The sequence below is a fragment of the Micrococcus sp. SL257 genome, assembly GCF_026625585.1.
GTDB lineage: Bacteria > Actinomycetota > Actinomycetes > Actinomycetales > Micrococcaceae > Micrococcus > Micrococcus luteus.
Window position 1 is genome coordinate 900,399 of the sequence record NZ_CP113053.1, and the last position, 22,789, is coordinate 923,187.

The 22,789-nt window shown below is 74.5% G+C and carries 21 protein-coding genes; 11 read left to right on the forward strand and 10 right to left on the reverse strand.

Annotation, left to right across the window (positions count from 1 at the left end):
* Nucleotides 1–12 precede the first annotated feature (12 nt).
* The 3 genes from OVA32_RS04225 (at nucleotide 13) to OVA32_RS04235 (ending at nucleotide 1,893) form a co-directional block, all read left to right on the forward strand.
* Nucleotides 13–1,266 carry an acetoin utilization protein AcuC gene (locus OVA32_RS04225; protein WP_036317274.1) on the forward strand — a complete coding sequence of 418 codons (1,254 nt, stop codon included), beginning with the start codon at nucleotides 13–15 and terminating at the stop codon, nucleotides 1,264–1,266.
* A 163-nt stretch (nucleotides 1,267–1,429) separates the two neighbouring features.
* On the forward strand, nucleotides 1,430–1,528 hold the full coding sequence (locus tag OVA32_RS04230; RefSeq protein ID WP_005504750.1) for a 30S ribosomal protein bS22: 99 nt from the start codon (nucleotides 1,430–1,432) through the stop codon (nucleotides 1,526–1,528).
* A gap of 95 nt (nucleotides 1,529–1,623) precedes the next feature.
* Complete coding sequence (locus OVA32_RS04235; protein WP_036384316.1) at nucleotides 1,624–1,893, forward strand: glutaredoxin family protein; 270 nt, start codon at nucleotides 1,624–1,626, stop codon at nucleotides 1,891–1,893.
* A gap of 6 nt (nucleotides 1,894–1,899) precedes the next feature.
* Here OVA32_RS04235 and OVA32_RS04240 read toward each other — a convergent pair whose 3' ends face one another.
* Entirely contained in the window at nucleotides 1,900–2,640 is a 741-nt protein-coding gene (locus tag OVA32_RS04240) for a hypothetical protein (RefSeq protein WP_036384318.1), read from the reverse strand.
* Nucleotides 2,641–2,766: 126 nt separating this feature from the next.
* Here OVA32_RS04240 and OVA32_RS04245 point away from each other — a divergent pair, with 126 nt between their 5' ends.
* From OVA32_RS04245 to ccsB, 5 genes are all read left to right on the forward strand, one after another.
* Nucleotides 2,767–3,441, forward strand: coding sequence for a histidine phosphatase family protein (locus OVA32_RS04245; RefSeq protein WP_036384321.1), 675 nt, complete (start codon nucleotides 2,767–2,769; stop codon nucleotides 3,439–3,441).
* A gap of 154 nt (nucleotides 3,442–3,595) precedes the next feature.
* Entirely contained in the window at nucleotides 3,596–4,213 is a 618-nt protein-coding gene (locus OVA32_RS04250) for a TlpA family protein disulfide reductase (RefSeq protein WP_036317264.1), read from the forward strand.
* Nucleotides 4,214–4,229: 16 nt separating this feature from the next.
* Nucleotides 4,230–4,985 carry a cytochrome c biogenesis CcdA family protein gene (locus OVA32_RS04255; RefSeq protein ID WP_036336893.1) on the forward strand — a complete coding sequence of 252 codons (756 nt, stop codon included), beginning with the start codon at nucleotides 4,230–4,232 and terminating at the stop codon, nucleotides 4,983–4,985.
* Entirely contained in the window at nucleotides 4,982–6,679 is a 1,698-nt protein-coding gene (gene resB, locus OVA32_RS04260; RefSeq protein WP_049147931.1) for a cytochrome c biogenesis protein ResB, read from the forward strand. The genes OVA32_RS04255 and resB overlap by 4 nt, the downstream gene beginning before the upstream one ends.
* A gap of 2 nt (nucleotides 6,680–6,681) precedes the next feature.
* Complete coding sequence (gene ccsB, locus OVA32_RS04265; protein WP_267715489.1) at nucleotides 6,682–7,794, forward strand: c-type cytochrome biogenesis protein CcsB; 1,113 nt, start codon at nucleotides 6,682–6,684, stop codon at nucleotides 7,792–7,794.
* 15 nt (nucleotides 7,795–7,809) lie between these two features.
* Here ccsB and OVA32_RS04270 read toward each other — a convergent pair whose 3' ends face one another.
* Entirely contained in the window at nucleotides 7,810–8,205 is a 396-nt protein-coding gene (locus tag OVA32_RS04270; protein WP_036336899.1) for a PLDc N-terminal domain-containing protein, read from the reverse strand.
* A gap of 65 nt (nucleotides 8,206–8,270) precedes the next feature.
* Between OVA32_RS04270 and OVA32_RS04275 the strand changes: the two genes are divergently transcribed.
* Nucleotides 8,271–8,546 carry a DUF4229 domain-containing protein gene (locus tag OVA32_RS04275; protein ID WP_010080315.1) on the forward strand — a complete coding sequence of 92 codons (276 nt, stop codon included), beginning with the start codon at nucleotides 8,271–8,273 and terminating at the stop codon, nucleotides 8,544–8,546.
* Nucleotides 8,547–8,603: 57 nt separating this feature from the next.
* On the opposite strand, the gene OVA32_RS04280 is transcribed toward OVA32_RS04275, so the two are convergent.
* The 5 genes from OVA32_RS04280 to OVA32_RS04300 form a co-directional block, all read right to left on the reverse strand.
* Nucleotides 8,604–9,476 (reverse strand): 1,4-dihydroxy-2-naphthoate polyprenyltransferase, encoded by an 873-nt coding sequence (locus tag OVA32_RS04280; RefSeq protein ID WP_127435633.1) that lies wholly within the window; start codon nucleotides 9,474–9,476, stop codon nucleotides 8,604–8,606.
* A gap of 127 nt (nucleotides 9,477–9,603) precedes the next feature.
* On the reverse strand, nucleotides 9,604–10,785 hold the full coding sequence (locus OVA32_RS04285; protein WP_036337146.1) for an AMP-binding protein: 1,182 nt from the start codon (nucleotides 10,783–10,785) through the stop codon (nucleotides 9,604–9,606).
* Between the two features lie 66 nt (nucleotides 10,786–10,851).
* The gene (locus OVA32_RS04290; RefSeq protein ID WP_041104044.1) at nucleotides 10,852–12,417 is read right to left on the reverse strand and encodes an aspartate:alanine exchanger family transporter; all 1,566 of its coding nucleotides are present in this window, start codon (nucleotides 12,415–12,417) and stop codon (nucleotides 10,852–10,854) included.
* Between the two features lie 31 nt (nucleotides 12,418–12,448).
* Nucleotides 12,449–13,420, reverse strand: a complete 972-nt coding sequence (locus OVA32_RS04295; protein WP_036337144.1) for a 1,4-dihydroxy-2-naphthoyl-CoA synthase — start codon at nucleotides 13,418–13,420, stop codon at nucleotides 12,449–12,451.
* Nucleotides 13,421–13,610: 190 nt separating this feature from the next.
* Nucleotides 13,611–15,011: a glucose-6-phosphate dehydrogenase gene (locus tag OVA32_RS04300; protein ID WP_010080320.1), complete on the reverse strand. Its 1,401-nt coding sequence runs from the start codon at nucleotides 15,009–15,011 to the stop codon at nucleotides 13,611–13,613.
* A 162-nt stretch (nucleotides 15,012–15,173) separates the two neighbouring features.
* Here OVA32_RS04300 and OVA32_RS04305 point away from each other — a divergent pair, with 162 nt between their 5' ends.
* Nucleotides 15,174–17,057, forward strand: coding sequence for a glycoside hydrolase family 15 protein (locus OVA32_RS04305; protein ID WP_095353663.1), 1,884 nt, complete (start codon nucleotides 15,174–15,176; stop codon nucleotides 17,055–17,057).
* 12 nt (nucleotides 17,058–17,069) lie between these two features.
* Here OVA32_RS04305 and OVA32_RS04310 read toward each other — a convergent pair whose 3' ends face one another.
* The gene (locus tag OVA32_RS04310; protein WP_267715510.1) at nucleotides 17,070–19,316 is read right to left on the reverse strand and encodes a S9 family peptidase; all 2,247 of its coding nucleotides are present in this window, start codon (nucleotides 19,314–19,316) and stop codon (nucleotides 17,070–17,072) included.
* Nucleotides 19,317–19,418: 102 nt separating this feature from the next.
* Complete coding sequence (locus OVA32_RS04315) at nucleotides 19,419–20,909, reverse strand: NCS2 family permease (RefSeq protein ID WP_267715512.1); 1,491 nt, start codon at nucleotides 20,907–20,909, stop codon at nucleotides 19,419–19,421.
* Between the two features lie 65 nt (nucleotides 20,910–20,974).
* Between OVA32_RS04315 and OVA32_RS04320 the strand changes: the two genes are divergently transcribed.
* Complete coding sequence (locus tag OVA32_RS04320) at nucleotides 20,975–22,273, forward strand: MFS transporter (protein WP_095353662.1); 1,299 nt, start codon at nucleotides 20,975–20,977, stop codon at nucleotides 22,271–22,273.
* 21 nt (nucleotides 22,274–22,294) lie between these two features.
* Here OVA32_RS04320 and OVA32_RS04325 read toward each other — a convergent pair whose 3' ends face one another.
* Entirely contained in the window at nucleotides 22,295–22,768 is a 474-nt protein-coding gene (locus OVA32_RS04325) for an Lrp/AsnC family transcriptional regulator (protein WP_036316705.1), read from the reverse strand.
* Nucleotides 22,769–22,789 lie beyond the last annotated feature (21 nt).

The window sequence follows — 22,789 nt, forward strand, 5'->3', positions numbered from 1 at the left end:
GGCTGGACCGTGATGAGCACCACGTCCACCCCTCCCGCTCCCACCCCCGCTGCTGTGGTGTGGGACTCCAGCCTGCTCCGCTACCGGTTCAGCGCGGAGCACCCGATGGCGCCCCTGCGGCTGGATCTCACGCACCGGCTCGTGGAGGCGTTCGGCCTGCTGGACGCGCCCCACGTGCGGATCGTGGAGCCGCCCGTGGCCACGGACGAGCAGCTCGCCCTCGTCCACGACCCCGAGTACGTCGCCGCCGTCCGCCGGGCCGCGGCGACGTCGTCGGCCGAGGACGGCCGCTTCGGCCTGGGCACCGAGGACTGTCCCGTGTTCCCGGACCTGCACGAGTCCGCCGCCCGGATCGCGGGCGGCTCCCTCGTCGCCGCGGAGGCGATCTGGTCCGGCGAGGTGGACCGCGCCGTGAACTTCGCGGGCGGCATGCACCACGCCGCCCGGTCCTCGGCGTCCGGGTTCTGCATCTACAACGACTGCGCCGTGGCCATCCAGCGCCTGCTGGACCTCGGCGCGGAGCGCGTGGCCTACGTCGACGTGGACGCGCACCACGGCGACGGCACGCAGTCGATCTTCTACGACGACCCCCGCGTGCTCACCATCTCCCTGCACGAGACGGGCATCAGCCTGTTCCCGGGCACGGGCTTCGCCAACGAGATCGGCGGCTCGGCCGCCCAGGGCACGGCGGTGAACGTCGCGCTGCCCCCGCGCACCGGCGACGCCGGCTTCCTGCGCGCCGCCCACGCCGTGGTCCCCCCGCTGCTGCAGGCGTTCGCCCCGGACGTGCTGGTCAGCCAGCACGGCTGCGACGGTCACCGCACGGACCCGCTCGCCGACCTGCGGCTGAGCGTGGACGGCCAGCGCCAGCTCGCATTCGACGTCGGCGACTGGGCCGACCGGTTCGCGCACGGCCGGTGGCTGGCCACCGGGGGCGGCGGCTACAACCCGCTGCGGGTGGTGCCGCGCGCGTGGGCCCACCTGACCGCCGCCGTCCTGCAGACCCCGATCCCGGTGAAGAGCGAGATCCCCGCCGCCTGGATCGAGCACGTCCGGACCCTCACCGCGGACGAGCTGACCGGGGACATGTCCGTGCACGAGGGGGACGACGCCGAGCGGATCCCCACCGTGATGGGCGAGGACGCGGACGTGTGGTGGCGCTCGTGGGAGGTGGGCTACGACCCGGCCGACCCGGTGGACCAGTCGATCATGGCCACGCGCCGCGAGGTGTTCCCGCTGCACGGGCTGGACCCCTGGTTCGACTGAGCCGGCCCGCGTCCCGGTTCGACCGCGGCCCGTGCGGCCGGTATTGTGGCCGAGAACGTTTCCAGGCGTTCCACATCCGGTGGAATGCGGGTCGGCGTGTCCGGCGCCCCGGATGCCTGCGGTCCCACGACCGCCGACCCTCGCCCCGATTCAAGGAGTCCCCATGGGATCTGTGATCAAGAAGCGCCGCAAGCGCATGTCGAAGAAGAAGCACCGCAAGCTGCTTCGCAAGACCCGTCACCAGCGTCGCAACAAGAAGTGACGCCCGCGCCCTCCGGGCGCTGACGAGACGAAGCCGCCGTCCCCTTCCGGGGGGACGGCGGCTTCGTCGTGGACGGCGATCCGTAGAGTGGGGCCATGACCGCCGACCTGCCCGCCGCCACCGCCCGTGTCCAGCTGCTCGTGAAGCCCGGCTGTCACCTGTGCGCCGAGGCCGAGGCCGCGGTGGCGCAGGTGTGCGATGCGCGGGGCGAGGCCTGGGAGGCCGTCGACGGCGCCGCGCACCCGGCCCTGCTCGAGCGGTTCGCGGACGAGGTGCCCGTGCTGTTCGTCGACGGCGTCCAGCGCGACTTCTGGCGCGTGGACCCGGCCCGCCTGGGCCGGCACCTGGACGCCCCGCGGGCCTGAGCGGGCTCAGCGGCGCGCGAAGCGCTGCCAGGCCTTCAGCCGCATGTACTCCGTGGCGTCCGGGCGGTAGGCGAGCACGATGCCGGCGACGCCGAGGCCCACCCACACCAGGTCCAGCGGGCTGAACGCCCCCATCACCGCGTTGGAGACCAGCACCAGCACGGACAGGGACGCCAGCACCGTTCCGACGATGCGCGCGGCGCGCGAGCCGCCGCGGATCGCGAACGCCACCCACAGGTAGACGAGGAACGCGACCACGCCGAACACGGCCGCCGTCGTGGCGAGGGCCGGAAGCATCCCGTCCATCATGGCGCGCATCTGCTCCGCCTGGTCGGCGGGCAGATTCATCTGCTCGACGGACCGGTCCAGCTCCTGCTGGATCGCTGCCTGACCTTCCGGCTGGGTGAGGGCGAAGGCCGCGAGCAGGGTCGTCGCCAGCAGCAGGAGGCCGCCCGAGACGATCAGCCAGAACGCGGCTGTCAGGGAGCGCGGTCGCGGGGGCAGCTCGACCGGGCCGGGAGACTGCCAGCCGGCCGGGCCGCGGGGGGAGGGGGCCGGGGGCATCCCCGCCTGGCCCGGGGCGCCGTACGGAGTCGCCGGCGGTGCGCCGTAGGGGTTCTGGCCGTACGGGCTCGCGCCCGCCGGGTCGGGGGAGCCTGGGGTCGGCCTCTGCGGGGCGGCGCCGTACGGGTCGGCGCCGTACGGGTTCTGGCTGCCGTGGGGATCGGTGGGCGAGGTGCCGGACATGGGGCCTCCTAGCGACGCCGACGCTCGCGGCGCCTCGGTGCGGACGGGGGTTGGCGGCGCGGTCGCGCCGAGCTGTGCCCCACGCTACCGCCGGGGCCGCCGGTCCGCCTCTGCCAGACTGGCCCCATGCAGACGCTCGCCACCGTCCACCTGGTCCGCCACGGAGAAGTCCACAACCCCGATCGTGTCCTCTACGGCCGCCTGCCGGAGTTCAGGCTCTCGGAGCTCGGCCACGAGATGGCCCGGGGCGTGGCCGCGTGGTTCGAGGAGCGTGCCGCGCAGACCGGCCGGGCGCCCGCCGTCGTCGCCGCCTCCCCGCTGACCCGCGCGCAGCAGACCGCCGCGCCCATCGCGGCCGCGTTCGACCTGCCGCTGGTCACCGAGCCGGACCTGATCGAGGCGGAGAACGCCTTCGAGGGCATGTCCCAGGTGGCGGCGTCGCTGAAGCGGAACCCGCGGCTGTGGCCCCGGCTGCGCAATCCCCTGCGCCCGTCCTGGGGCGAGCCGTACCGCGCGCAGGCCGCCCGGATGCTGGCCGTCGTCGACCGGCTCCGCGGCGAGGCCGTGGCCGCCGAGGGGCCCGGCGCCGAGTCCGTGCTCGTCTCGCACCAGCTGCCGATCTGGGTGACGCGCCTGGCCGTCGAGGGCCGTCCGCTGTGGCACGACCCGCGCCGGCGTGAGTGCTCGCTGACCTCCGTGACCTCGCTCGTGTACGAGGAAGGGCGCAGGGTGCCGCGCGTCGAGTACCACGAACCGAACCAGGCCCTGCTCAAGGACGCCTCCTCCCTGCCGGGCGCCTGAGGCCCCGACGGCGGCCGGCGTCGACGACGCCGGCCGCGGCCTCCCACGGGGTGGGGGTGTGACGTCCAGGGTTCAGTCAGAATGCGGGGCGGACAGTAGACTCCCCAGGTCCCCGGAATCCAGCGCCGCGCATCCCCTGGAGGGCAGTCACGCCATGCACACCCCGCCCCGTCCGTCCCGCCGCACCCTGCTGACCGGCCTCGCCCTCGCCAGCCTGGCGCCGGCGCTCGCGGCCTGCTCGGGCGGTGACGACTCGCTCGCGCGGCAGGCGGGCAACGCGGACGGCAAGAACTACATCGCCGGCGACGGCTCCGTCCTGGAGATCGCCCCCGCCGAGCGCGGCGCCCCCGTGGAGTTCGCCGCCGAGCTCTTCGACGGCACCCCCGTGACCGGCGCGAGCCTGCGCGGCACCCCCGCCCTGCTGAACTTCTGGTACGCCGCCTGCGCGCCGTGCCGCGTCGAGGCCCCCCACCTCGTCTCCCTGCACGAGCAGTTCGCCCCGCAGGGGGTGCGGTTCCTCGGCGTGAACGTCCGGGACACCGTCACCACCGCGCAGGCCTTCGAGCGCACCTTCGAGATCCCCTACCCGTCCATCGAGGACGCCCGCGGGGACGTGCTCCTGAACATGACCGACTACGTGCCCCCGCAGGCCGTGCCCTCCACCCTCGTCCTGGACGTCGAGGGCCGCGTGGCCGCCCGCGTGCTCGGCGCCGTGGAGGAGTCCACCCTGCGCGCCCTGCTCACCACCGTGGTGGACGAGGCCGCGGCCTGACCCGGCCGCCGTGTCCATGCAGAGCAACCCCTTCGCCGAGATCGCCCTCGACGGCTCCCTGCTGCTGGCCGCGCCGATCGCCGTGCTGGCCGGCCTGATCTCCTTCCTCTCCCCGTGCGTGCTGCCGCTCGTGCCCGGCTACCTCGGGTACGTCACCGGCCTCGGCGGGGACGTGCTCACCAGCCGCCGCCGCGGGCGCCTCGTGCTCGGCTCCGTGCTGTTCGTGCTCGGGTTCGCCGTGGTGTTCGTGGGCATCACCGTGGTGTTCACCCAGGCCATGGTCTGGCTGCGGCGCGACGGCGCCTGGGTCACCCCCGTGCTCGGCGTGCTCGTGATGCTCATGGGCCTCGTGTTCCTCGGCGGCGGCGGCCGGCTTCAGCAGGAGCGCCGCGTCCACTTCAAGCCCGCCGCCGGCCTGGTCGGCGCGCCCCTGCTGGGCATGACCTTCGGCCTGGGCTGGGCGCCGTGCATCGGCCCCACCATGGCCGCCGTCCTGGCCATGTCCACGGCCAGCTCCGGCTCCGTGGGCCGCGGCGCCCTGCTCGCCTTCCTCTACTGCCTCGGCCTGGGCCTGCCGTTCGTGCTCATGGCCCTCGGCATGGAGCGCGGCATGCGGGCCCTCGGGTTCTTCCGCCGGCACCGCGTGCTGATCATGCGCCTCGGCGGCGCCCTGCTGATCGCGCTGGGCCTGCTCATGGTCACCGGCGTCTGGACCGCCTGGACCACGCAGCTGCAGCTGTGGTTCGCCAACGAATGGGAGATGCCCCTGTGAGCTCCAAGGCCGCCCGGACGCGCTCCGAGCCCGTCACCCTGCCGCGCCTCGGCCTGGCGGGCACCCTGCGCTGGATCTGGACCCAGCTGACCAGCATGAGCACCGCGCTCATGCTGCTGCTCCTGCTCGCCGTCGCCGCCGTGCCCGGCTCCCTCGTGCCCCAGCGCCGTGCCGGCCCCGAGATCGTGGACCAGTGGATCGAGGACAACCCCGTGTGGGGCCCCGTCCTGGACGCCCTGCAGTTCTTCGACGTCTACAACTCCGTCTGGTTCTCGGCCATCTACCTGCTGCTGTTCGTCTCCCTCGTGGGCTGCGTGTGGCCGCGCGCCATCCAGCACGCCAAGGCCCTGCGCCAGCCCCCGGCCCGCACCCCCCGCAACCTGACGCGCCTGCCGGCCTCCGGCGTCGTCGTCCTCGAGGAGGGCGGCCCGAGCCCCGAGGAGGCCGTGGCCAGAGCCCAGGCGTGGCTGCGCAAGCGCCGCTACCGCGTGGAGCACCGCCCCGAGGCCGGCGGCGCGTCCGTGGGCGCCGAGCGCGGATACCTGCGCGAGATCGGCAACATCCTGTTCCACGTCTCGCTGATCGGCGTGCTCGTGTTCATGGCCTACGGCGGCATGACCAAGTACGGCGGGCAGAAGATCATCGTGGAGGGCGAGGGCTTCGCCAACAACCTCGTGGCCTACGACTCCTTCACCCCCGGCACCTACTTCAGCGCGGACGACCTCCAGCCGTTCTCCCTCACCCTCGACTCCTTCGACGCCGTGTTCGACCGCGAGTCCGAGACCCACTACGGCCAGCCGCTGGACTACACCGCCGTCATGGACGTCCGCGAGGGCTCCGGCGGCGAGCTCCAGCGCCAGATCCTCAAGGTCAACCAGCCGCTGGACATCGACGGCGTGCGCGTCTACCTCGTGGGCAACGGCTACGCGCCCGTGGTGACCATCCGCGACGGCGCCGGGGACGTGGCCTTCCAGGGCCCCGTGGTCACCCGCGTGTTCGACCAGAACTACGGCTCGCAGGCCACCATCAAGGTCCCCGACGCGCGGCCGGACCAGCTGGGCTTCGTCGGCTTCTTCCTGCCCTCGGCGGTGGAGGACGAGGAAGGCGCCGCGTTCTCCGCGGACCCCGAGCTGCTCAACCCGGAGCTGCAGCTGAACTCGTACTACGGGGACCTCGGCCTGGACACCGGCCGCCCGCAGAACGTGTACGTGCTGGACACCGCATCCCTCACCGAGCTCAACAGCCGCACCAACGAGAACGGCGGCATCGTGCTCAGCCCGGGCCAGACGTACGAGCTGCCCGAGGGCAAGGGCTCCATCAGCTTCGACGGCGTCCGCCGCTACGTCGGCCTGGACATCCACTACGACCCGGGCAAGTGGGGCGTCGGCGTGTTCGCCGGCACCGCCCTGCTCGGCCTGGCGATCAGTCTGTTCGTCCGCCGCCGCCGCGTGTGGGTGCGCGCCCGCACCGACGACGACGGCCGCACCCGCGTGGAGTACGCGCTGCTCGCCCGCGGCGAGGAGTTCGGCCTCCACGAGGAGCACGTGGCCCTGCGCGCCGCCATGGAGAAGTGGTGGCCCATCGTCGCCGCCACCGAGACGGCCGACGACGCCGCGGCCGGTGCCGCCCCCCAGTCCACCTCCACCACCCCCGAGACCCCCGCCGGCCCCGCCGACGCCCGATCAGGAGACTGACAGTGTTCAACCCCACGGCCCCCGTGAACGAGCAGCTGGCGCTGTACAGCGACCTCTTCATGCTCATCGCCGCGCTCGTGTACGCGGCGGCGTTCATCCTGTTCACCATCGACATGGCCACCGCCTCGGCCACCATCCGCCGCCTCGAGGCCGACCTCGCGGCCCAGCGCGGGCAGGTGCGCACCGCTCCGGCCCACGAGACCGTGGGGGTCGCCGTCGGCGGGTCCACGGCGGTCGGCGCGAGCGACTCCGACACGGCCCGGCCGGCCGCCGCCGCCGAGCCCGCCGCCGAGCCCGGCGTCGACGCGGACGACGACCTCGTGGACGAGGACATGGACTACACGGGCGGCGGCCGCCGCCCGGTCGCCAACGTGGCCGTGGCCGTGCTGGCCGTCGGCTGGGCGCTGCACGCGTTCGCCGTCGTCGCCCGCGGCCTCGCCGCCTCCCGCGTGCCGTGGGGCAACCTGTACGAGTTCATGACCACGGGCGCGCTCGTGATCACGACCGTCTACCTGCTGTTCCTCTTCCGCAAGGACCTGCGCTTCGTGGGCACGTTCGTCACCGGTCTCGTGGTGGCCATGATGTGCGCGGCCACCATGGGCTTCCCGACGCCGGTGGGCCACCTCCAGCCGCCGCTGCAGTCGCCGTGGCTCGTCATCCACGTGTCCATCGCCGTGCTCGCCAGCTCGCTGTTCGCGCTGACCGCGGCGATGTCCGTGCTGCAGCTGCTGCAGGACCGTGCGGAGAAGCGCGCCGCGGCGGGCGAGCGCTCGTGGGCGTTCCTGCGCCTCGTGCCGGCCGCGCAGGGGCTGGAGAACTGGTCCTACCGCCTCAACGCGATCGCCTTCGTGATGTGGACGTTCACCGTGATCGCCGGCGCCATCTGGGCCGAAGCCGCGTGGGGCCGGTACTGGAACTGGGACACCAAGGAGGTCTGGTCCTTCGTCATCTGGGTGGTCTACGCGGCGTACCTGCACGCCCGCGCCACCCGCGGCTGGACCGGCGCCCGCGCGGCCTGGCTGAGCATCGTGGGCTTCCTGTGCATCGTGTTCAACTACACGATCGTGAACACGTACTTCCCGGGCCTGCACTCGTACGCGGGTCTGCCCGGCTGAGTCCGGCGGGGCCCCTCAGGCGCGCGGGCCGTCGCCGTCCGGGTCGGCGTCGTCGTCGCCCTGCTCCCGACGACGGCGCAGCTCCTCCTCGCGGGCGCGCAGCTCGGCCTCGCGGCGGTCCAGGTCCTGCTCGCGGGCGTCCTGGCGGCGCTGCGCGCGCAGGCTGCGCAGGAACGCCTCGTCATCGTCCGGGGCCCCGGTGGGCCGGGGCGCGGCACGGCCGGCCGGGCGGGCGCGGCCGAGCAGCAGCCACAGCAGCGGCCCCACGAGCGGCACGAGCACGATGACCGCCACCCACGCCGCCTTCGGCAGGCTGCGCACCTCGCGGGCGGGGGTCAACAGCGCCTCGAACAGCGCGTAGAGGGTCAGGCCCGCGAGGATGATCGCGGCGGGGATGATGAAGCGGCCCATCCCGCCAGTCTAGGCGCGGGCTGTGGGGTCGGCGGGCGGGGCGTCCGTCCTCGTAGGATGGACCGGTGCGCATCTTCTTCTACGGTCTGGTCCGCGTGGTCGTCTTCGTCGCCCTGTGGGCGCTGTTCTACTACGTGATGGACCTCGGGATGATCTTCGGGGTGATCGCGGCCACGATCCTGACGTTCGCGGTCAGCTACCTCTTCCTCGGCCGCCTGCGCACGGGGGCCACCGAGGACCTGTCCGCCGCGTGGGAGGGCCGCCCGGGCCGCCGGGGCCGCACCGAGACCGCCGACGCGGACGCCGAGGACGCCTACACCGAGGGCCGGTTCCGCGAGTGAACCCCGCGGGGCGACGGGGCGCATGACGCCGCCGACGCCGCCGTCATCCCGTGCTGCTCAGAGCAGCGCGCCGAGGGTGAACGTGATCGCGTAGACGATCCCGATCACGCCGGTCGCGCGCAGCACCGGGATCAGTGTCCGGCGGTCGTCGGCGCGCAGTACCGTGCGGATCGGCCGGATCGCGAGCAGGCTGCCGATCGGCACGAGCAGCAGTCCCGGGTGCTCCGCCACCCAGAACAGCGGCAGCAGCAGGGCGACGGCCAGCATGACGCCGTAGGACGCCCGCGCGGGTCCGTCGCCCAGACGGGCGGCCAGCGTCATCTTCCCGACCTCGCGGTCCGTGGGGATGTCCCGGATGTTGTTGACCATGAGCAGGGCCGTGGAGATCAGCCCGCAGCCGATCGCGCCGGCCCAGGCCAGGCCGCTGACGGCGCCGGCTTGGGTGTACGTGGTGCCGAGGACGGCCACCAGCCCGAAGAACACGAACACGAACACCTCGCCGAGGCCGAGGTACCCGTACGGCCGCTTCCCGCCGGTGTAGAACCACGCGGCCAGCACGCAGGCGACGCCGATCAGCAGGAACCACCAGTGCCCCGAGAGCAGGATGAGCCCCAGGCCGGCCAGCCCGGCGAGGCCGAAGAACGCGAAGGCCGCCTGCTTCACCTGGGCCGCGGGCACGAGCCCGGAGACGGTGAGCCGGAAGGGGCCCACGCGCTCGTCGTCGGTGCCGCGGATGCCGTCCGAGTAGTCGTTGGCGTAGTTCACGCCGATCTGCAGCGCGAGCGACACCACGAGGGCCAGCAGCGCCGCGCCGAGGTGGAAGGAGCCGAGCTCCGCGGCGGCGGCCGAACCGACGATCACGGGGGCGATCGCCATGGGCAGCGTGCGCAGGCGCGCGGCGGCGACCCACTGGGAGAGCGTGGCGGCCATGGGCGGGGGTTCCTCCTGGGGAGCGGGGTGGGCAGCGGCGCGCGGCGGGCCGGGTCGACGGCGGCGCGCGGCCGGGGCCCGACGTCGGCCGGGCCCGGGTCATTCTCCCACGCGGGCGGGGCGGCGCTCAGCCGGCGGTGAACCGGGCGGCCAGGGCCTGCCGGTCGATCTTGCCGGTGGAGAGCAGGGGCAGGGCGTCGAGGACGAGCCACGTCTTGGGCACCGCGGCCGCACCCAGCGCCTCGCGCACGTGGGCGCGCAGGACGGCCTCGTCGGGGGCCGCGGCCGGGTGGGCGGGCACGACGGCGGCGCACAGCCGGGCGCCCCACTCGGGATCCGGCACGCCGGCCACGTGGGCCGCCGCGACGCCCGGGTGCGCCTCGAGCACCGCGGTCACGGCCGCCGCGGACACCTTCACCCCGCCCGTGATGACCACGTCGTCCAGGCGGCCGGTCACGGCCAGCCGCACGCCGCCGTCGTCGGTGGGGGAGAGCACGCCCGTGTCCTCGGTCAGGAAGGCGCGGGCGCCGTCCGCGGCGGTGACGAAGTGGGCGGCGGTGCGGGCGGGGTCGTCGAGGTAGCCGGCCGCCACCATGGGCCCGGCCAGGCGCACGCGCGGCGGGGCGTCGGGATCGTCCGGGGCCACCGCGGCGGTGACGCCGGGCAACGGGACGCCGTCGTAGACGCAGCCGCCGCACGTCTCGGCCATGCCGTAGGTGGCGGTGAGGCGCACCCCCGCCGCCTCGGCCGCGGCCCGCAGCGCGGGATCGAGCCGGGCGCCGCCCACGAGCACGCGGTCGAAGGAACGCAGGGCCGCCCGCCCGGCCGGGTCGGCGTCGGCCGCGAGGAGGCGGGCGAGCTGGGTGGGGACGAGCGAGACGAGCCGGGGGCCGGCATCGTCGGGCAGGGCGGCCGCCCCGGTGGCGAACGCCGCGGGCGTGAACGGGCCCGGGGGCAGGGCCACGGGTGCGGTCCCGGCCGCGATCGAGCGGGAGAGCACGGCGAGCCCGGCCACGTAGTGCACGCCGAGGGCCAGCAGCCACGCCCCCTCGCCGCCGAGCCGCCGGGCCGTGGCCGCGGCCGAGGCGCGCAGGGCCGCGCCGGTCAGGACGATCTGCTTCGGCGTGCCCGTGGACCCGGAGGTGCGCACCACGGCGACGGCGTCCGGGTCGCCGCAGCGGCGCGGGTCGCGGGCCTCGGGTCGGGGGAGCGCGGCGCCGTCGGCGGTCAGCTCGACGGGGGCGCCGCCGTCGAAGGCCGCCGCGAGGGCGTCCGTGGCGCGGGCGAGGGCATCGGCGGTGGCGGGCATGGCCCCGAGTGTAGGAGGCCCGACGGTCGGACGGATCCGCCCGGCGGACCGGACCCGCCCGGCCGGTCAGAGCATGAACGGCACGGTGGCGATCTTGACCACCATGATCAGCGCGAACAGCTGGGCGTACCCCTCGGTCACGCGGGCGTCGGTGGACCGGGAGAGCGCGTAGTCCAGGATCGCCGGCTGGCCCGTGATGCCCGCCAGCGCCCCGTAGGTGCGATCCACGGACTGCCCCAGCAGCCGCGCCGCGGCGATGAGCAGGGCCGCGGTCAGCGCGGTGAGCACGGCGGACATCAGGATGGCCAGCCCGCCGACCCGGGTGAACACCGTCTCGATGAACGCCGGGCCGGCGGCCAGGCCCACCACGCCCAGGAAGAGCATGAGGCCGAACTGCCGCAGCGTCAGCGCGATCTCCGTGGACGGCTCCCACACCGTGGGTCCCGTTCGGCCGATCGCACCGAGGGTGAGGCCGACGAGGATGCACCCGGCCGCCGGGCCGAGGGAGAAGGAGGCCCCGCCCGGAAGCGGGATCGTCACCATGCCCAGCAGGTAGCCCAGCGCCATGCCCGTGCCCAGGGAGATCCAGTCCAGGTTCGAGAGCCCGCGCGTCGAGTTGCCGAAGAAGTCGCGCACCGCCTCCATCCGCGGCGCGGTGGTCACGATGAGCACCCGGTCGCCGACCTTGAGCTCGGTCTGCGGGGTGGCCAGCGACTCGACGTCGTCGCGCCGCAGCCGGGCGACGTCGGTGCCGAAGCGCTCGCGCAGGGACAGCGTGCCCAGGCGGCGATCGGCCAGGGCGCGGGCCGTGACGATGACCATGGAGGTCTGCAGCGGGGTCATCACCCGCGCCGGGTCGGCGTCGGTGCGGCGGCCGAAGGCCTGCACGGCCGCGTCGATGTTCTTCTCCGTGCCGTCCAGGACGACCTCGTCCCCGGGTTCGATCCGGTCGGCGGAGCCGGCGATCCGGGCCACGCCGCCGTGGCGCAGCGCCACCACGCGCACCAGCCCCTCGGAGATCCCGGGGATCTCCCGCACGGCGAGGGCGGAGGTGGCGACCACGGCGGTGAAGCGCAGCTTGCCGTCGGTCACCGGCGCCGGATCGCGCGGGGAACTGCTCCACGGGCGGGCGGCGAGCAGTGTGATCGCGATGATGGTGCCGACCACGCCCACCAGGTAGGACAGCCCGTAGCCCACGGCCGGGGCCTGCCCGCCGGTGAGCTGGTTCGCCAGCGCCATCGCCGGCGTCGCGGTGAGCGAACCCGTCCACACGCCGATCGCCGTCGGCAGGTCCAGGTTGAGCAGCGCGGCCAGCGGGTGCACCGTGAAGGCGGTGAGGATCACCACGACGACGGCGGCCAGCATCAGGGGCAGGTTGCGGCGCAGGTCCCGGAAGAACACCTTGCCGGCGCCGAGCCCGATCAGGTAGGCGAACAGGGCCAGGCCGAAGCTCTGGAACAGGGCCAGCCGGTCGCCGACGTCGGGCAGCACCGCCCCGACGAGCAGGCCCACGAACAGTGCTCCCGAGGCGCCGAGGCGGATCTTGCCCAGGGGGATGGTGCCGACGGCGGCGCCCAGGGCGACGGTGGCCATGAGGACGAGGATGGGCTGGTCGTTGAGCAGTGCGAGCATGGGCGGGTCCCCGTCCTGCCGTGGTGGTCGGTCAGAAGTGGTACGGGAAGGCGGACCAGTCCGGGTCGCGCTTCTGCAGGAACGCGTCCCGGCCCTCCACGGCCTCGTCCGTCATGTAGGCCATGCGCGTGGCCTCGCCGGCGAAGACCTGCTGGCCGGCCATGCCGTCGTCGGGAAGGTTGAACGCGAACTTGAGCATGCGCAGGGCCTGCGGGGACTGACGGTTGATGTCCGCGGCGTACTCGAGGGCGACCTCCTCGAGGCGCTCGTGGTCCACGGCCTCGTTCACCGCGCCCATGGCCACCATCTCCTCGGCCGAGTACTCGCGCGCCGTGAAGAAGATCTCGCGGGCGCGCTTCTGGCCCACCTGCCGGGCGAGCAGGGCCGAGCCGTAGCCGGCGTCGAAGGAGCCCACGGTGGCGTCCGTCTGCTTGAACTTCCCGTGCTCGCGCGAGGCGAGCGTGAGGTCCGCGACCACGTGCAGCGAGTGGCCGCCGCCGGCGGCCCAGCCGTTCACGACGGCGATGATCGCCTTGGGCGAGGTGCGCATCAGCCGCTGGACCTCGAGGATGTGCAGGCGGCCGGCCCGGGCGGGGTCGATGGTCTCCGCCGTGTCCCCCTCGGCGTAGCGGTAGCCGTCGCGGCCGCGGATGCGCTGGTCGCCGCCCGAGCAGAACGCGTGGCCCCCGTCCTTGGGGGAGGGACCGTTGCCGGTGAGCAGCACCGTGCCGACGTCCGGGGTCATCCGGGCGTGGTCCAGCGCGCGGTAGAGCTCGTCCACGGTGCCGGGACGGAACGCGTTGCGCACCTCGGGGCGGTCGAAGGCGATGCGGACCGTGGGCAGGTCGCGCACCCAGCGGCCCTGCGCGTCGCGCTCCACCTGCCGGTGGTAGGTCATGTCCTCGAAGTCGAAGCCCTCCACCACGCGCCAGCGCACGGGGTCGAAGAGGTCGGAGACCTGCTCGGGGAGGCGGTCACGGTCCAGGCGGTGCTGCTCGCTCATGCCCAGAACAGTACCGGCGGCCCGCCACCCCGCGCCTTCGTTCGGGAAACGGGAGCCCCCAGCGGCGCTCTCGTTCGAGGAACGGGAGCTCAGCCGCGCAGCATCCTCGGCACCGGAACGGCCCTTCTCAGGGACTGAAGAGCGCTGAGAAGGGTCATATCGGTGCCACGGCGCCTCTCGGCCCCGCCCCTCACCCCCAGCCCGCCGGCCCCGCCGACCCGGCCGGGTACTCGTCCAGCGGCACCTCCTCGGCCTCCCACGCGGCGAGCACCGGCGCCAGGATCCGCCAGCACTCCTCGGCGGCGTCGCCGCGCACGCTCAGCAGCGTCTGCCCGGTGAGGATGCCGCGCAGCACCTCCCCGTAGGCGTCCACCTGCTCCTCGCCCAGGTCGGCGGCGAGGGTGCGCCGCTCGGCGTCGAACGGGGTGTCGGCCCCGTCCACGGCGAGCTCGATCCGCACCTCGCGCGGGTCCAGGCCCACCACGATCCGGTCCCGGCCCTCCGCGGGCGAGAGGCCCTCCGGCACGTCCTCGGGCGCCCGCAGGGTCAGCGCCACCTCCCACCGCTTCCGGCCCAGCGCCTTGCCGGAGCGCAGCCGGAACGGCACGCCGCGCCACCGCTCGGTGTCCACGGCGAGGGTGACCTCGGCCAGCGTCTCGGTCCGCAGCCCGGGGTCCACGCCCTCCTCCTCCGCGTAGGCGGGGATCCGCTCGCCGTCCACCTCGCCGGCGGTGTAGCGGGCGCGGCGGGAGGCGGCCACGGGGTCGTCCTGCCACACCCGGGTGGCGCGCAGGACCTCGACGACGGCGTCGTGCAGTTCCTGCGGACGCAGCCGCTCCGGCGGCTCGAGCGCCGCCATGGCCAGCACCTGCAGCAGGTGCGACTGGACCATGTCCTTTAGCGCGCCGGTGCCGTCGTAGAACTCGGCGCGCCCCTCGAGCGCGATCGTCTCGTCCACCACCACGTCGACCCGCTCCACGTCACGCCCGCCCCACACGCGCCCCAGCAGCCGGTTCGCGGTGCGCAGCCCGAGCAGCGCGGTGACCATGGACTCGCCCAGGAAGTGGTCCACGCGGAACACGCGGTCCTCCTCGACGACGTCGGCCAGCACCGCGTTGAGCTCGCGGGCGCTCTCCTCGTCCTCGCCGAACGGCTTCTCCAGGGCCAGGCGCAGCCCGTCCGGCAGGTCTTCCAAGCCGGCGAGCGCGCCCACGGCCTCCCGCGTGATGCCGGGGCCGAGGGCGAAGTACAGCACGGGCGCGGCGTCCGGGCCGGCGGCCTCGCGGGCCGTCTCGAACAGGGCGCGCAGGTCGTCGGCGTCCGTGGCGTCGGCGGTGTGCCACGCGGCGCGCGCGACGAGGTCCTCGACCTCGTCCTCGTCCAGGGCGGCGCCCGCGAGGCCCTCGCGCACGATCGAGCGCCACTCGTCCGTGCTGTGCTCGCTGTGGGAGGAGCCCACGAGCGTCACCCGCGGCAGGTCGTGGGCGGCCAGCGCACCGGCCAGGCCGGGCAGCAGCAGGCGCGAGGTGAGGTCACCGGTGGCGCCCAGGATGATCAGGGCGACATCGTCGCGGTCGGCGGGGGAGGTCATGGGTGTCCTTCGGCGTCGGCGGCGGGCGGTCCCGGCCAGTCTCCCGTCGGCCCGCCGATCCAGTCCATGCGTGCCCGTCCATGCGTGCCCGTCCATGCCCGCCGGGCCGGGCGCGGCCTCAGCCCTGGCCCGCCGCGCGTCGCGGATGATGGACTGGAGGGCATGACCACGACGACCCCCCGCCGCCCGCCGCTCATCGAGGACCACGCGTACCTGTCCAACCAGCACTCGGGGGCGCTCGTCACCCGCGAGGGGGACGTGACGTGGCTGTGCCTGCCCCGGTTCGACGCCCCGTCCGTATTCACCTCCCTGCTGGGCGAGCCGGAGCACGGGCAGTGGAGCCTGCGGATCGCCGACGGCGAGGTCGTGGAGCGCGCCTACCTGCCCGGCACGCTCGTGCTGCGCACGCGCTGGCGCGGCCCCGAGGGGGAGGCGGAGGTCCTCGAGTTCATGCCGCTGACCAGCCATCGCGGCTCCGGCGTGGCGGTGGACGACGACGGCGGCGCGCTCGCCTCGACGGGCGAGGGCGAACAGGCCCGGGCGGACCTGGTGCGGCTCGTGCGCTGCACCGCCGGCCGCGTGAGCGTGGAGCAGCGGCTCCACGTCCGGCTGGACTACGGCGAGGTGACCCCGTGGGTGTCCCGGCAGACCGACCCGGCGGGGGAGTCCTTCCTCGCGGTGGTCGCCGGCGGCGACGCCCTGGCCGTGCACGGGCCGGACCTGAGCCCGGACGGGCTGAGCCACCGCGGCAGCACCCCGCTGGAGGAGGGCGGGTCCGCCGCATGGACGCTCGCCTGGTACCCCTCGTGGTTCATGGCGCCGGCCGCCCCGAACGCGGAGCGGGCCCTCGAGGCCACCGTGGCCGGCTGGGTGGAGTGGCTGGGCGAGCTGGAGGCCACCGGCCCGCGCGCCGACCGGGTGGCCCGCTCCGTGCTGGTGCTCAAGGGCCTGACCCACCGGGACACGGGCGGCATCGTGGCCGCCCCCACCGCGAGCCTGCCGGAGGACATCGGGGGCGTGCGCAACTGGGACTACCGCTACGTGTGGCTGCGGGACACCGCCCTCACCCTCGAGGCGCTCATGGCCCACAACCACACGGAGGACGCCAAGGCCTGGCGGGACTGGCTGCTGCGCGCGATCGCCGGCGACCCGCAGGACGTGCAGATCATGTATACGCTCTCCGGCGGGCGCCGCATGCCCGAGCGGGACCTCGAGCACCTGCCCGGCTACGAGGGCTCGCGCCCCGTGCACGTGGGCAACGGGGCCGCGGACCAGTGGCAGGCGGACGTGATCGGCACGGTGATGCTCGCCCTCGGGAAGCTGCGGGACGCGGGCGTGGGGGAGGACCCGTGGTCCTGGACGCTGCAGAAGCGGCTCGTGGAGCGCCTGCTGGCGCACCGGGACACGAAGGAGCACGGCCTGTGGGAGATGCGGGGCGAGCCCGCGTTCTTCACGCACGGCCGCGTGATGATGTGGGCCGCCCTGGACCAGGCCCTGCACGCCGCCCGGGACCACGGGCTGCCGGCCCGCGACGACGAGCTCGAGGCCTGGGAGCGGGCGCGGGAGGAGCTGCGGGAGGAGATCCTCACCGAGGGCGTGGACGAGGACGGCGCCTTCCGGCAGACCTACGGCTCCACGGAGACGGACGCCTCCCTGCTGCAGATCCCCCACACCGGCTTCGTGCCCCACGACGATCCGCACATGCTCGCCACGGTGGCCCGCGTGGAGGAGGACCTCGTCACCCAGACCGGCCTGGTGATGCGGTACCGCGCCACCGGCATGGACGGGCTGCCGGGCGAGGAGGCGCCGTTCATCATGTGCGCCTTCTGGCTCGTGGAGCAGTACGCCCGATCCGGCCGCGTCGAGGACGCGGAGCGCCTCATGGCCCGCCTGGACGACTGTGCCAACGACCTGCTGCTCATGGCCGAGGAGTACGACGACGAGCTGGACCGGATGGCGGGCAACTTCCCGCAGGCGTTCTCCCACCTGGGCCTGATCCGCGCCGTGGACGCCCTGGAGGACGCCCGCGGCGCGGCCGAGGCCTGACCGTCCGCCCCGTCAGTCCAGCCGCTCGACGGCCCCCAGCGCCGTGAGCAGGAACGCGTACTCCCACGCGGTGTCCTCCCAGCCCTGGTACCGGCCGGACGCGCCGCCGTGGCCGCCGTCCATCTCGGTGCGCAGCAGCACGGGCGCGCCGCCGTCGGCCAGCGGCCTCGCCTGGTCCGAGGTGACGGTGCGGCGCAGCTGCGCCACCCACTTGGCGGGCTCCACGTAGAGCACGCGGGTGTCGTGCAGGCTGGTGACCGCGGCGATCGCCGGGTAGTCCACCGCCCGCACGTTCTCGTACGGGGTGTAGGCGCGCATGGCCTCGTACACGGCCGCGTCCTCGATCGGGTTGCCCCACTCCTCCCACTCGAGCGCGGACAGCGGCAGCTCCGGGTCGAGGATGGTGGTGAGCGCGTCCACGAACGGCACCACGGCCAGGCACGCCCGGTACAGCTCCGGCGCGAGGTTCAGCACCGCGCCCATGAGCAGGCCGCCGGCCGAGCCGCCCATGCAGGCCACGCGCGCCGGGTCCGCCCAGCCGAGGTCCACGAGGTGCCGGGTGGCGTCCACGAAGTCCGTGAAGGAGTGCCGCTTGGCCAGCTTCTTGCCGTCCTCGTACCAGCGCCGGCCCAGTTCGCCGCCGCCGCGCACGTGCGCGACCGCGAACACCACGCCCCGGTCCAGCAGGGACAGCCGGGCCACACCCAGCACGGGGTCCATGGACATCTCGTAGGAGCCGTAGCCGTACACCACGCACGGGGCCGTCCCGTCCGGCTTCACGTCGCGGCGCCGGATCACGGTGACGGGGATCCGCACGTCCTCCCCGGTCACCGACGACGGCTCGGACGCCGGCGCCCACACGCGCTCGGCCACGTAGTCGGCCGGGTCGTAGCCGGGCACCTCCGTCTCGCGGCGCAGGTGCACCTCGCCCGTCGCCGCCGAGACGTCCAGCACGCGCGCGGGCGTGATCCAGGACGTGTAGGCCAGCCGCAGGAACGGGGACTCGGCCGCCGTCGCGGACAGATGGCACGCGTAGAGCTCCTCGTCGAACGCGGGCTCGCGCCAGTGCGCGGCCTGCCCGGCCAGCACGGCGTCCAGCTCGGTGACGACGACGCGCGGGGTGGTCTCCCGGCGCACGGCCAGGGCGGCGTGGGTCAGGGTGACCATGACGCCGTCGACCTTCACGTCCTCGCGGTGCGGGACGACCGTGCGCCAGGCGTCGCGGTCGGCGACGTCCGCCTCGGCGACCACCGAGAGCATCCCGTTGGGCGCGGCGACGGGGGCGCCGTCGTCGTCCAGGGCGCGGTCGTGGACCACGAGCAGCCGGCGGACGCCTTCGGCGTCCGTGACGGGCTCGACGTCGGCGAGCATCCGCCACGCGCGGGGGATCAGCACGCGCGGGGCGGGCAGGGGTGCGGCGGGGTCCTCCGGCAGGTCGACCACGAGGGTCTCGGAGACCTCCGAGTTGCCGACGCCGATCAGCAGCTGGGTGCGGTCGGCGACGCCCTCGAAGCCGGTCCACATGCCCGGGTCGGCCTCCTCGTGCAGGAGCACGTCCTCGGCCGGGTCGGTGCCGAGCACGTGCGCCTTGACCTGGTACGGCCGCCACGAGTCGTCCCAGACGGTGTAGAACACGCGGGTGCCCGAGCGGTCGAAGCGGACGCCGTGGGCCACGTTCTCGACCGCGTCCGGCAGGTCCTCGCCCGTGGCGATCTCGCGCACGCGCAGGGTGAAGCGCTCGTCGCCGGTGTGGTCCACGGCGTAGGCCACCCGGGTGGCGTCCGGGCTGATGTGCAGGCCGCCGAGCGCGAAGAACGGGTGGCCCTCGGCCTCGGCGTTGCCGTCCAGGATCACCTGCTCGCCCGGCAGGGCGGCGTCCGGGGTGATGACGGGCGGGGTCCAGTCGGCCTCGAGGTCACCGGTCTCGCGTGCGGGCACGCGGCAGTGGATCGGGTACTCGGCGCCCTCGCGGGTGCGCACGAAGTACCACCACCCGTCCCGGCGGGCGGGCACGGAGCGGTCCGTCTCCACCGTGCGGGCCTTGATCTCGCCGACGATCGCCTCGCGCAGCGGCGCCTGGTCCGCGGTCACGGCCTCGGTGTACGCGTTCTCGGCGGCCAGGTGCTCGAGCACGCGGGGCTCCGCCTTGCCGCGCAGCCACTCGAAGTCGTCCTGGAACGTGTGGCCGTGGTGGCGGCGGGTCACGGGCTCGGCGGCAACGGACGGCGGGACGGGGGCGTGCGTAGTGGTCTGGGGCATGCGGCCCATCCCATCACGCCGCGCGGGGCGGGGCCGACACCCCGCGCCGCACACGACGACGGCGGCGCACCGGCCCGGTGCGCCGCCGTCGGGGGTGGCGGGTCAGTTCAGGCCGAGCGCCGCCCGGACCACGCCGAGCCCGAAGTACGCGACGAACGCGAGCGCCACGAACCACAGCAGCGGGTGCACCTCGCGGCCGCGGCCCTGGCCCGTGCGGATCACCGCGTAGGCCACCACGCCGGCGCCGATGCCGTTGACGATCGAGTAGGTGAACGGCATGAGGATGAACGTGAGGAACGCGGGGAAGGCCGCGCCCGGGTCGGACCAGTCGATCTGCACCACGTGCTGGCACATCATGAACCCGACCACCACGAGCGCGGGGGCCACGGCCTCGAACGGCACGAGGTGGATGAGCGGGGAGAGGAACACGGCCGCGAGGAAGAACAGGCCGGTGAACACGGAGGCCAGGCCGGTCCGGGCGCCCTCGCCGATGCCGGTGCCGGACTCCACGAAGATCTGGTGCGCCGAGCCGGAGGCGCCACCGCCCACCGTGACCGCGAGCGCGTCCGCGGCGAGCACCCGGTTCAGGTCGGGGATGGAGCCGTCCGGGTTCACGGTGCCGGCCTCGCGGGCCAGGCCCACGGAGACGCCCATCGCGTCGAAGAACACGGAGAGCAGGATCGCGAACACGAGCAGGGAGGCCATCAGCCCGCCCACGGAGGTGAAGGCGCCGAACAGGTCCACGCTGCCGAGCAGGTGCAGGTCCGGGGCGGTCCACTCGGGCAGGGAGGGGGCGATCAGGGACCAGCCGGTGGGCACGGCGTTCCCGTCGGCGTCCACGGAGGGGCCGATGTGGAACACGGCCTCCAGCACGTTGGCGAGGATCGTCGCCACGACGATGCCGATCAGGACGGCGCCGCGCACCTTGCGGATCACGAGGACCGCGGTCAGCAGCAGCCCGACGACGAAGACCAGCACGGGCCAGCCCTCGAGCTCGCCGCCCGTGCCCAGGCCCACCGGGACCGTGGTGTCGGCGGCGTCCGGCAGTCGCCGCACGAACCCGGCGTTGACGAGGCCGATCAGTGCGATGAACAGGCCGATGCCCACCACGATGCCGGACTTCAGCGCCTCCGGGACCGCGTCGAACACGGCGCGGCGGAAGCCGGTCACCACGAGCACCAGCATCACGAGACCGGCGAGGGTGACGAGGCCCATCAGCTGGGGCCAGGTGAGTCCCGGCGTCGTGGCGATGGTGATGGAGACGAACGCGGAGACGCCCAGGCCCGCGGCCACCGCGAACGGGTGCCGCGCCCACACACCCATGACGATGGTCATGACGCCCGCCACGAGCGCGGTCACGGCGGCCACGGCGGGGATGCCCAGGGTGTTCCCGGCCGAGTCGGGCCCGGACAGGATCAGCGGGTTCAGCACCACGATGTAGCTCATCGCCAGGAACGTGGCGAGGCCGCCGCGGAACTCCTGGCCCACCGACGAGCCGCGCTCGGTGATGCGGAAGTACCGGTCCAGGGCGCCGCGGGGAGCGGCGGTGGACGGGGCGGGCGAGGGCGGTGGAGAGGCGGTGCGGGAGGCCATGGCACCAGCGTAGTGACCCGGTCCCACGACGATGGCGCGCGTGCCGTCCCGCTACGCTCGCGGGCATGCGTCCCCGCTCCGCCTCCGCCGCCCGCACCCGGGAGGCGCTGCGCGACGCCGTGCAGATCTACGCCCCCTCCACCGTCTACGCCGTCGGCCTGGGCGCCATGACGCCCGCGCTCGCGGTGGCGGCGCTGGCCCTCGGCCTGGACGCGGCGCGGGCGGCCGCCGTCGTGCTGCTGGTGGGGCTCGGCTCGCTCGTGGCCAACGGGCCGGCCTCGGCGCTCGCGGCCCGGGCGGGGGAGCGGGTCACCATGGTCGTCTCCGCCGGGCTCGGCACGGTCGGCGCGGGTCTGGCCTGGGCGACGACGGCCGGGGTGTCCTCCGGGCCCTCGGCGGCGGGGGTGGCCGAACCGGGGCGGTTGGCGCTGTTCCTGGCCGCGGTGCTCGCCGTGGGCATGGCCGGGGCCGGGTTCAACCTGGCCCGCCAGGCGTACCTGGCGGTGGCGGTGCCGGCCACGCACCGGGCCCGCGCGATGTCCACGCTCGGCGGGACCGTGCGGATCGGGACGTTCCTGGGCCCGTTCCTGGGTGCCGCCGCGCAGGCCCCGCTCGGGCTGGACGGCGCGTTCGCCGCGGCCGCCGCGGCCATGGCCGTCGGCGCCCTGCTGTGCCTGCGGATCCGGGATCTGCCGGTGCCGGCGTCCGATCCGGCGGCGGGGGAGGAGCCCGGACCGGCCGGTCGACCCCGGCTGCGGGACGTGGCGCGCGCCCGGCGCGGGGCGTTGCTCACGGCCGGCTTCGGTGTCGTGGCCGTCTCCGCCGCCCGCGCGGCGCGCAACGCCGTCATCCCGCTGTGGGCCACGCACCTGGGCCTGGACGCGGCGACGGCGTCGCTCGTCTTCGGCCTGGCCGGCGCGGCGGACCTGCTGCTCTTCTACCCCTCGGGCCGGCTCATGGACCGCTTCGGCCGGCGCGCCGTGGCGGTGCCGTGCCTGACCCTGCTGGGGGCGGGGTTCCTGGCGATCAGCCTCACCCGGGAGCCGACGGCGTTCGCGGCGGCGGCGGTGCTGCTGGGCATCGGCAACGGCTTCGGCGCGGGGATCGTGATGACCCTCGGGGCGGACCACTCGCCGCCGAACGCGCGCGCCCCGTTCCTCGGTCTGTGGCGCTCGATGTCCGACGCGGGGATGCTCGCCGGGCCGCTGCTGCTCTCCGGGGCGACCGCCGCGGCCGGGCTGGCCGTCGGCGTCGGCTCCCTCGCGGTCGTCTGCGGTCTCGGAGCGGTCGTGTTCGCCGCGGTGCTGCCGCGCGGGCCGGGGGCCGTGGCGGACCCGCCGCCCGTCGTCGTGCGCTCGCGCTGACCGGGGCGTCGGGCCGTCGGCTCAGTCGGCGGTCTCGTCCGGGGGGATGGTCTGCCCGGAGGCCTGGTCGTCGAAGACCATGTACGTCTGCGTGTCGACGACGCTCGGCAGGGTCTGCAGTTCGTCGAAGATCACGCGGCGCAGGTCGGCGGTGTCCCGCGCGCGGACCAGCAGGATCACGTCCATGTTCCCGCCCACGAGGGAGACGTGGGAGACCTCGGGGATGGCCAGGAGCGTGGCGCGCAGCTCTCGCCAGTCGTGCTGACGCAGCTTCATGGTCACGTGGGCGGAGGCCCCGAAGCCGACCTTGACGGGGTCGACCCGCACGGTGAAGCCTGTGATCACGCCCGCGTCCTGCAGGCGGTTCAGACGCGAGTAGCAGTGCGCGCGGGAGATGTGCACGCGCTCGGCCAGGGCCGCGACGGACATCCGCCCGTCCTGCGTCAGTTCGCGGACGATCGCGCGGTCCACGCGGTCCAGCGGCTCGGCGGCCATGGCTCCTCCTGGGGCGGGGCG

Excerpts from the sequence above, each read along its gene's own strand:
- OVA32_RS04245 (WP_036384321.1), top strand. The coding sequence starts at position 2,767 with ATGCAGACGCTCGCCACCGTCCACCTGGTCCGCCACGGAGAAGTCCAC.
- OVA32_RS04290 (WP_041104044.1), bottom strand. The coding sequence starts at position 12,417 with ATGCTCGCACTGCTCAACGACCAGCCCATCCTCGTCCTCATGGCCACC.
- OVA32_RS04300 (WP_010080320.1), bottom strand. The coding sequence starts at position 15,011 with ATGACCTCCCCCGCCGACCGCGACGATGTCGCCCTGATCATCCTGGGC.
- OVA32_RS04295 (WP_036337144.1), bottom strand. The coding sequence starts at position 13,420 with ATGAGCGAGCAGCACCGCCTGGACCGTGACCGCCTCCCCGAGCAGGTC.
- OVA32_RS04285 (WP_036337146.1), bottom strand. The coding sequence starts at position 10,785 with ATGCCCGCCACCGCCGATGCCCTCGCCCGCGCCACGGACGCCCTCGCG.
- OVA32_RS04230 (WP_005504750.1), top strand. The coding sequence starts at position 1,430 with ATGGGATCTGTGATCAAGAAGCGCCGCAAGCGCATGTCGAAGAAGAAG.
- OVA32_RS04240 (WP_036384318.1), bottom strand. The coding sequence starts at position 2,640 with ATGTCCGGCACCTCGCCCACCGATCCCCACGGCAGCCAGAACCCGTAC.
- OVA32_RS04255 (WP_036336893.1), top strand. The coding sequence starts at position 4,230 with ATGCAGAGCAACCCCTTCGCCGAGATCGCCCTCGACGGCTCCCTGCTG.
- OVA32_RS04235 (WP_036384316.1), top strand. The coding sequence starts at position 1,624 with ATGACCGCCGACCTGCCCGCCGCCACCGCCCGTGTCCAGCTGCTCGTG.
- OVA32_RS04325 (WP_036316705.1), bottom strand. The coding sequence starts at position 22,768 with ATGGCCGCCGAGCCGCTGGACCGCGTGGACCGCGCGATCGTCCGCGAA.
- OVA32_RS04310 (WP_267715510.1), bottom strand. The coding sequence starts at position 19,316 with ATGCCCCAGACCACTACGCACGCCCCCGTCCCGCCGTCCGTTGCCGCC.
- OVA32_RS04270 (WP_036336899.1), bottom strand. The coding sequence starts at position 8,205 with ATGGGCCGCTTCATCATCCCCGCCGCGATCATCCTCGCGGGCCTGACC.
- OVA32_RS04315 (WP_267715512.1), bottom strand. The coding sequence starts at position 20,909 with ATGGCCTCCCGCACCGCCTCTCCACCGCCCTCGCCCGCCCCGTCCACC.
- OVA32_RS04320 (WP_095353662.1), top strand. The coding sequence starts at position 20,975 with ATGCGTCCCCGCTCCGCCTCCGCCGCCCGCACCCGGGAGGCGCTGCGC.
- OVA32_RS04225 (WP_036317274.1), top strand. The coding sequence starts at position 13 with ATGAGCACCACGTCCACCCCTCCCGCTCCCACCCCCGCTGCTGTGGTG.
- OVA32_RS04305 (WP_095353663.1), top strand. The coding sequence starts at position 15,174 with ATGACCACGACGACCCCCCGCCGCCCGCCGCTCATCGAGGACCACGCG.
- OVA32_RS04280 (WP_127435633.1), bottom strand. The coding sequence starts at position 9,476 with ATGGCCGCCACGCTCTCCCAGTGGGTCGCCGCCGCGCGCCTGCGCACG.
- OVA32_RS04250 (WP_036317264.1), top strand. The coding sequence starts at position 3,596 with ATGCACACCCCGCCCCGTCCGTCCCGCCGCACCCTGCTGACCGGCCTC.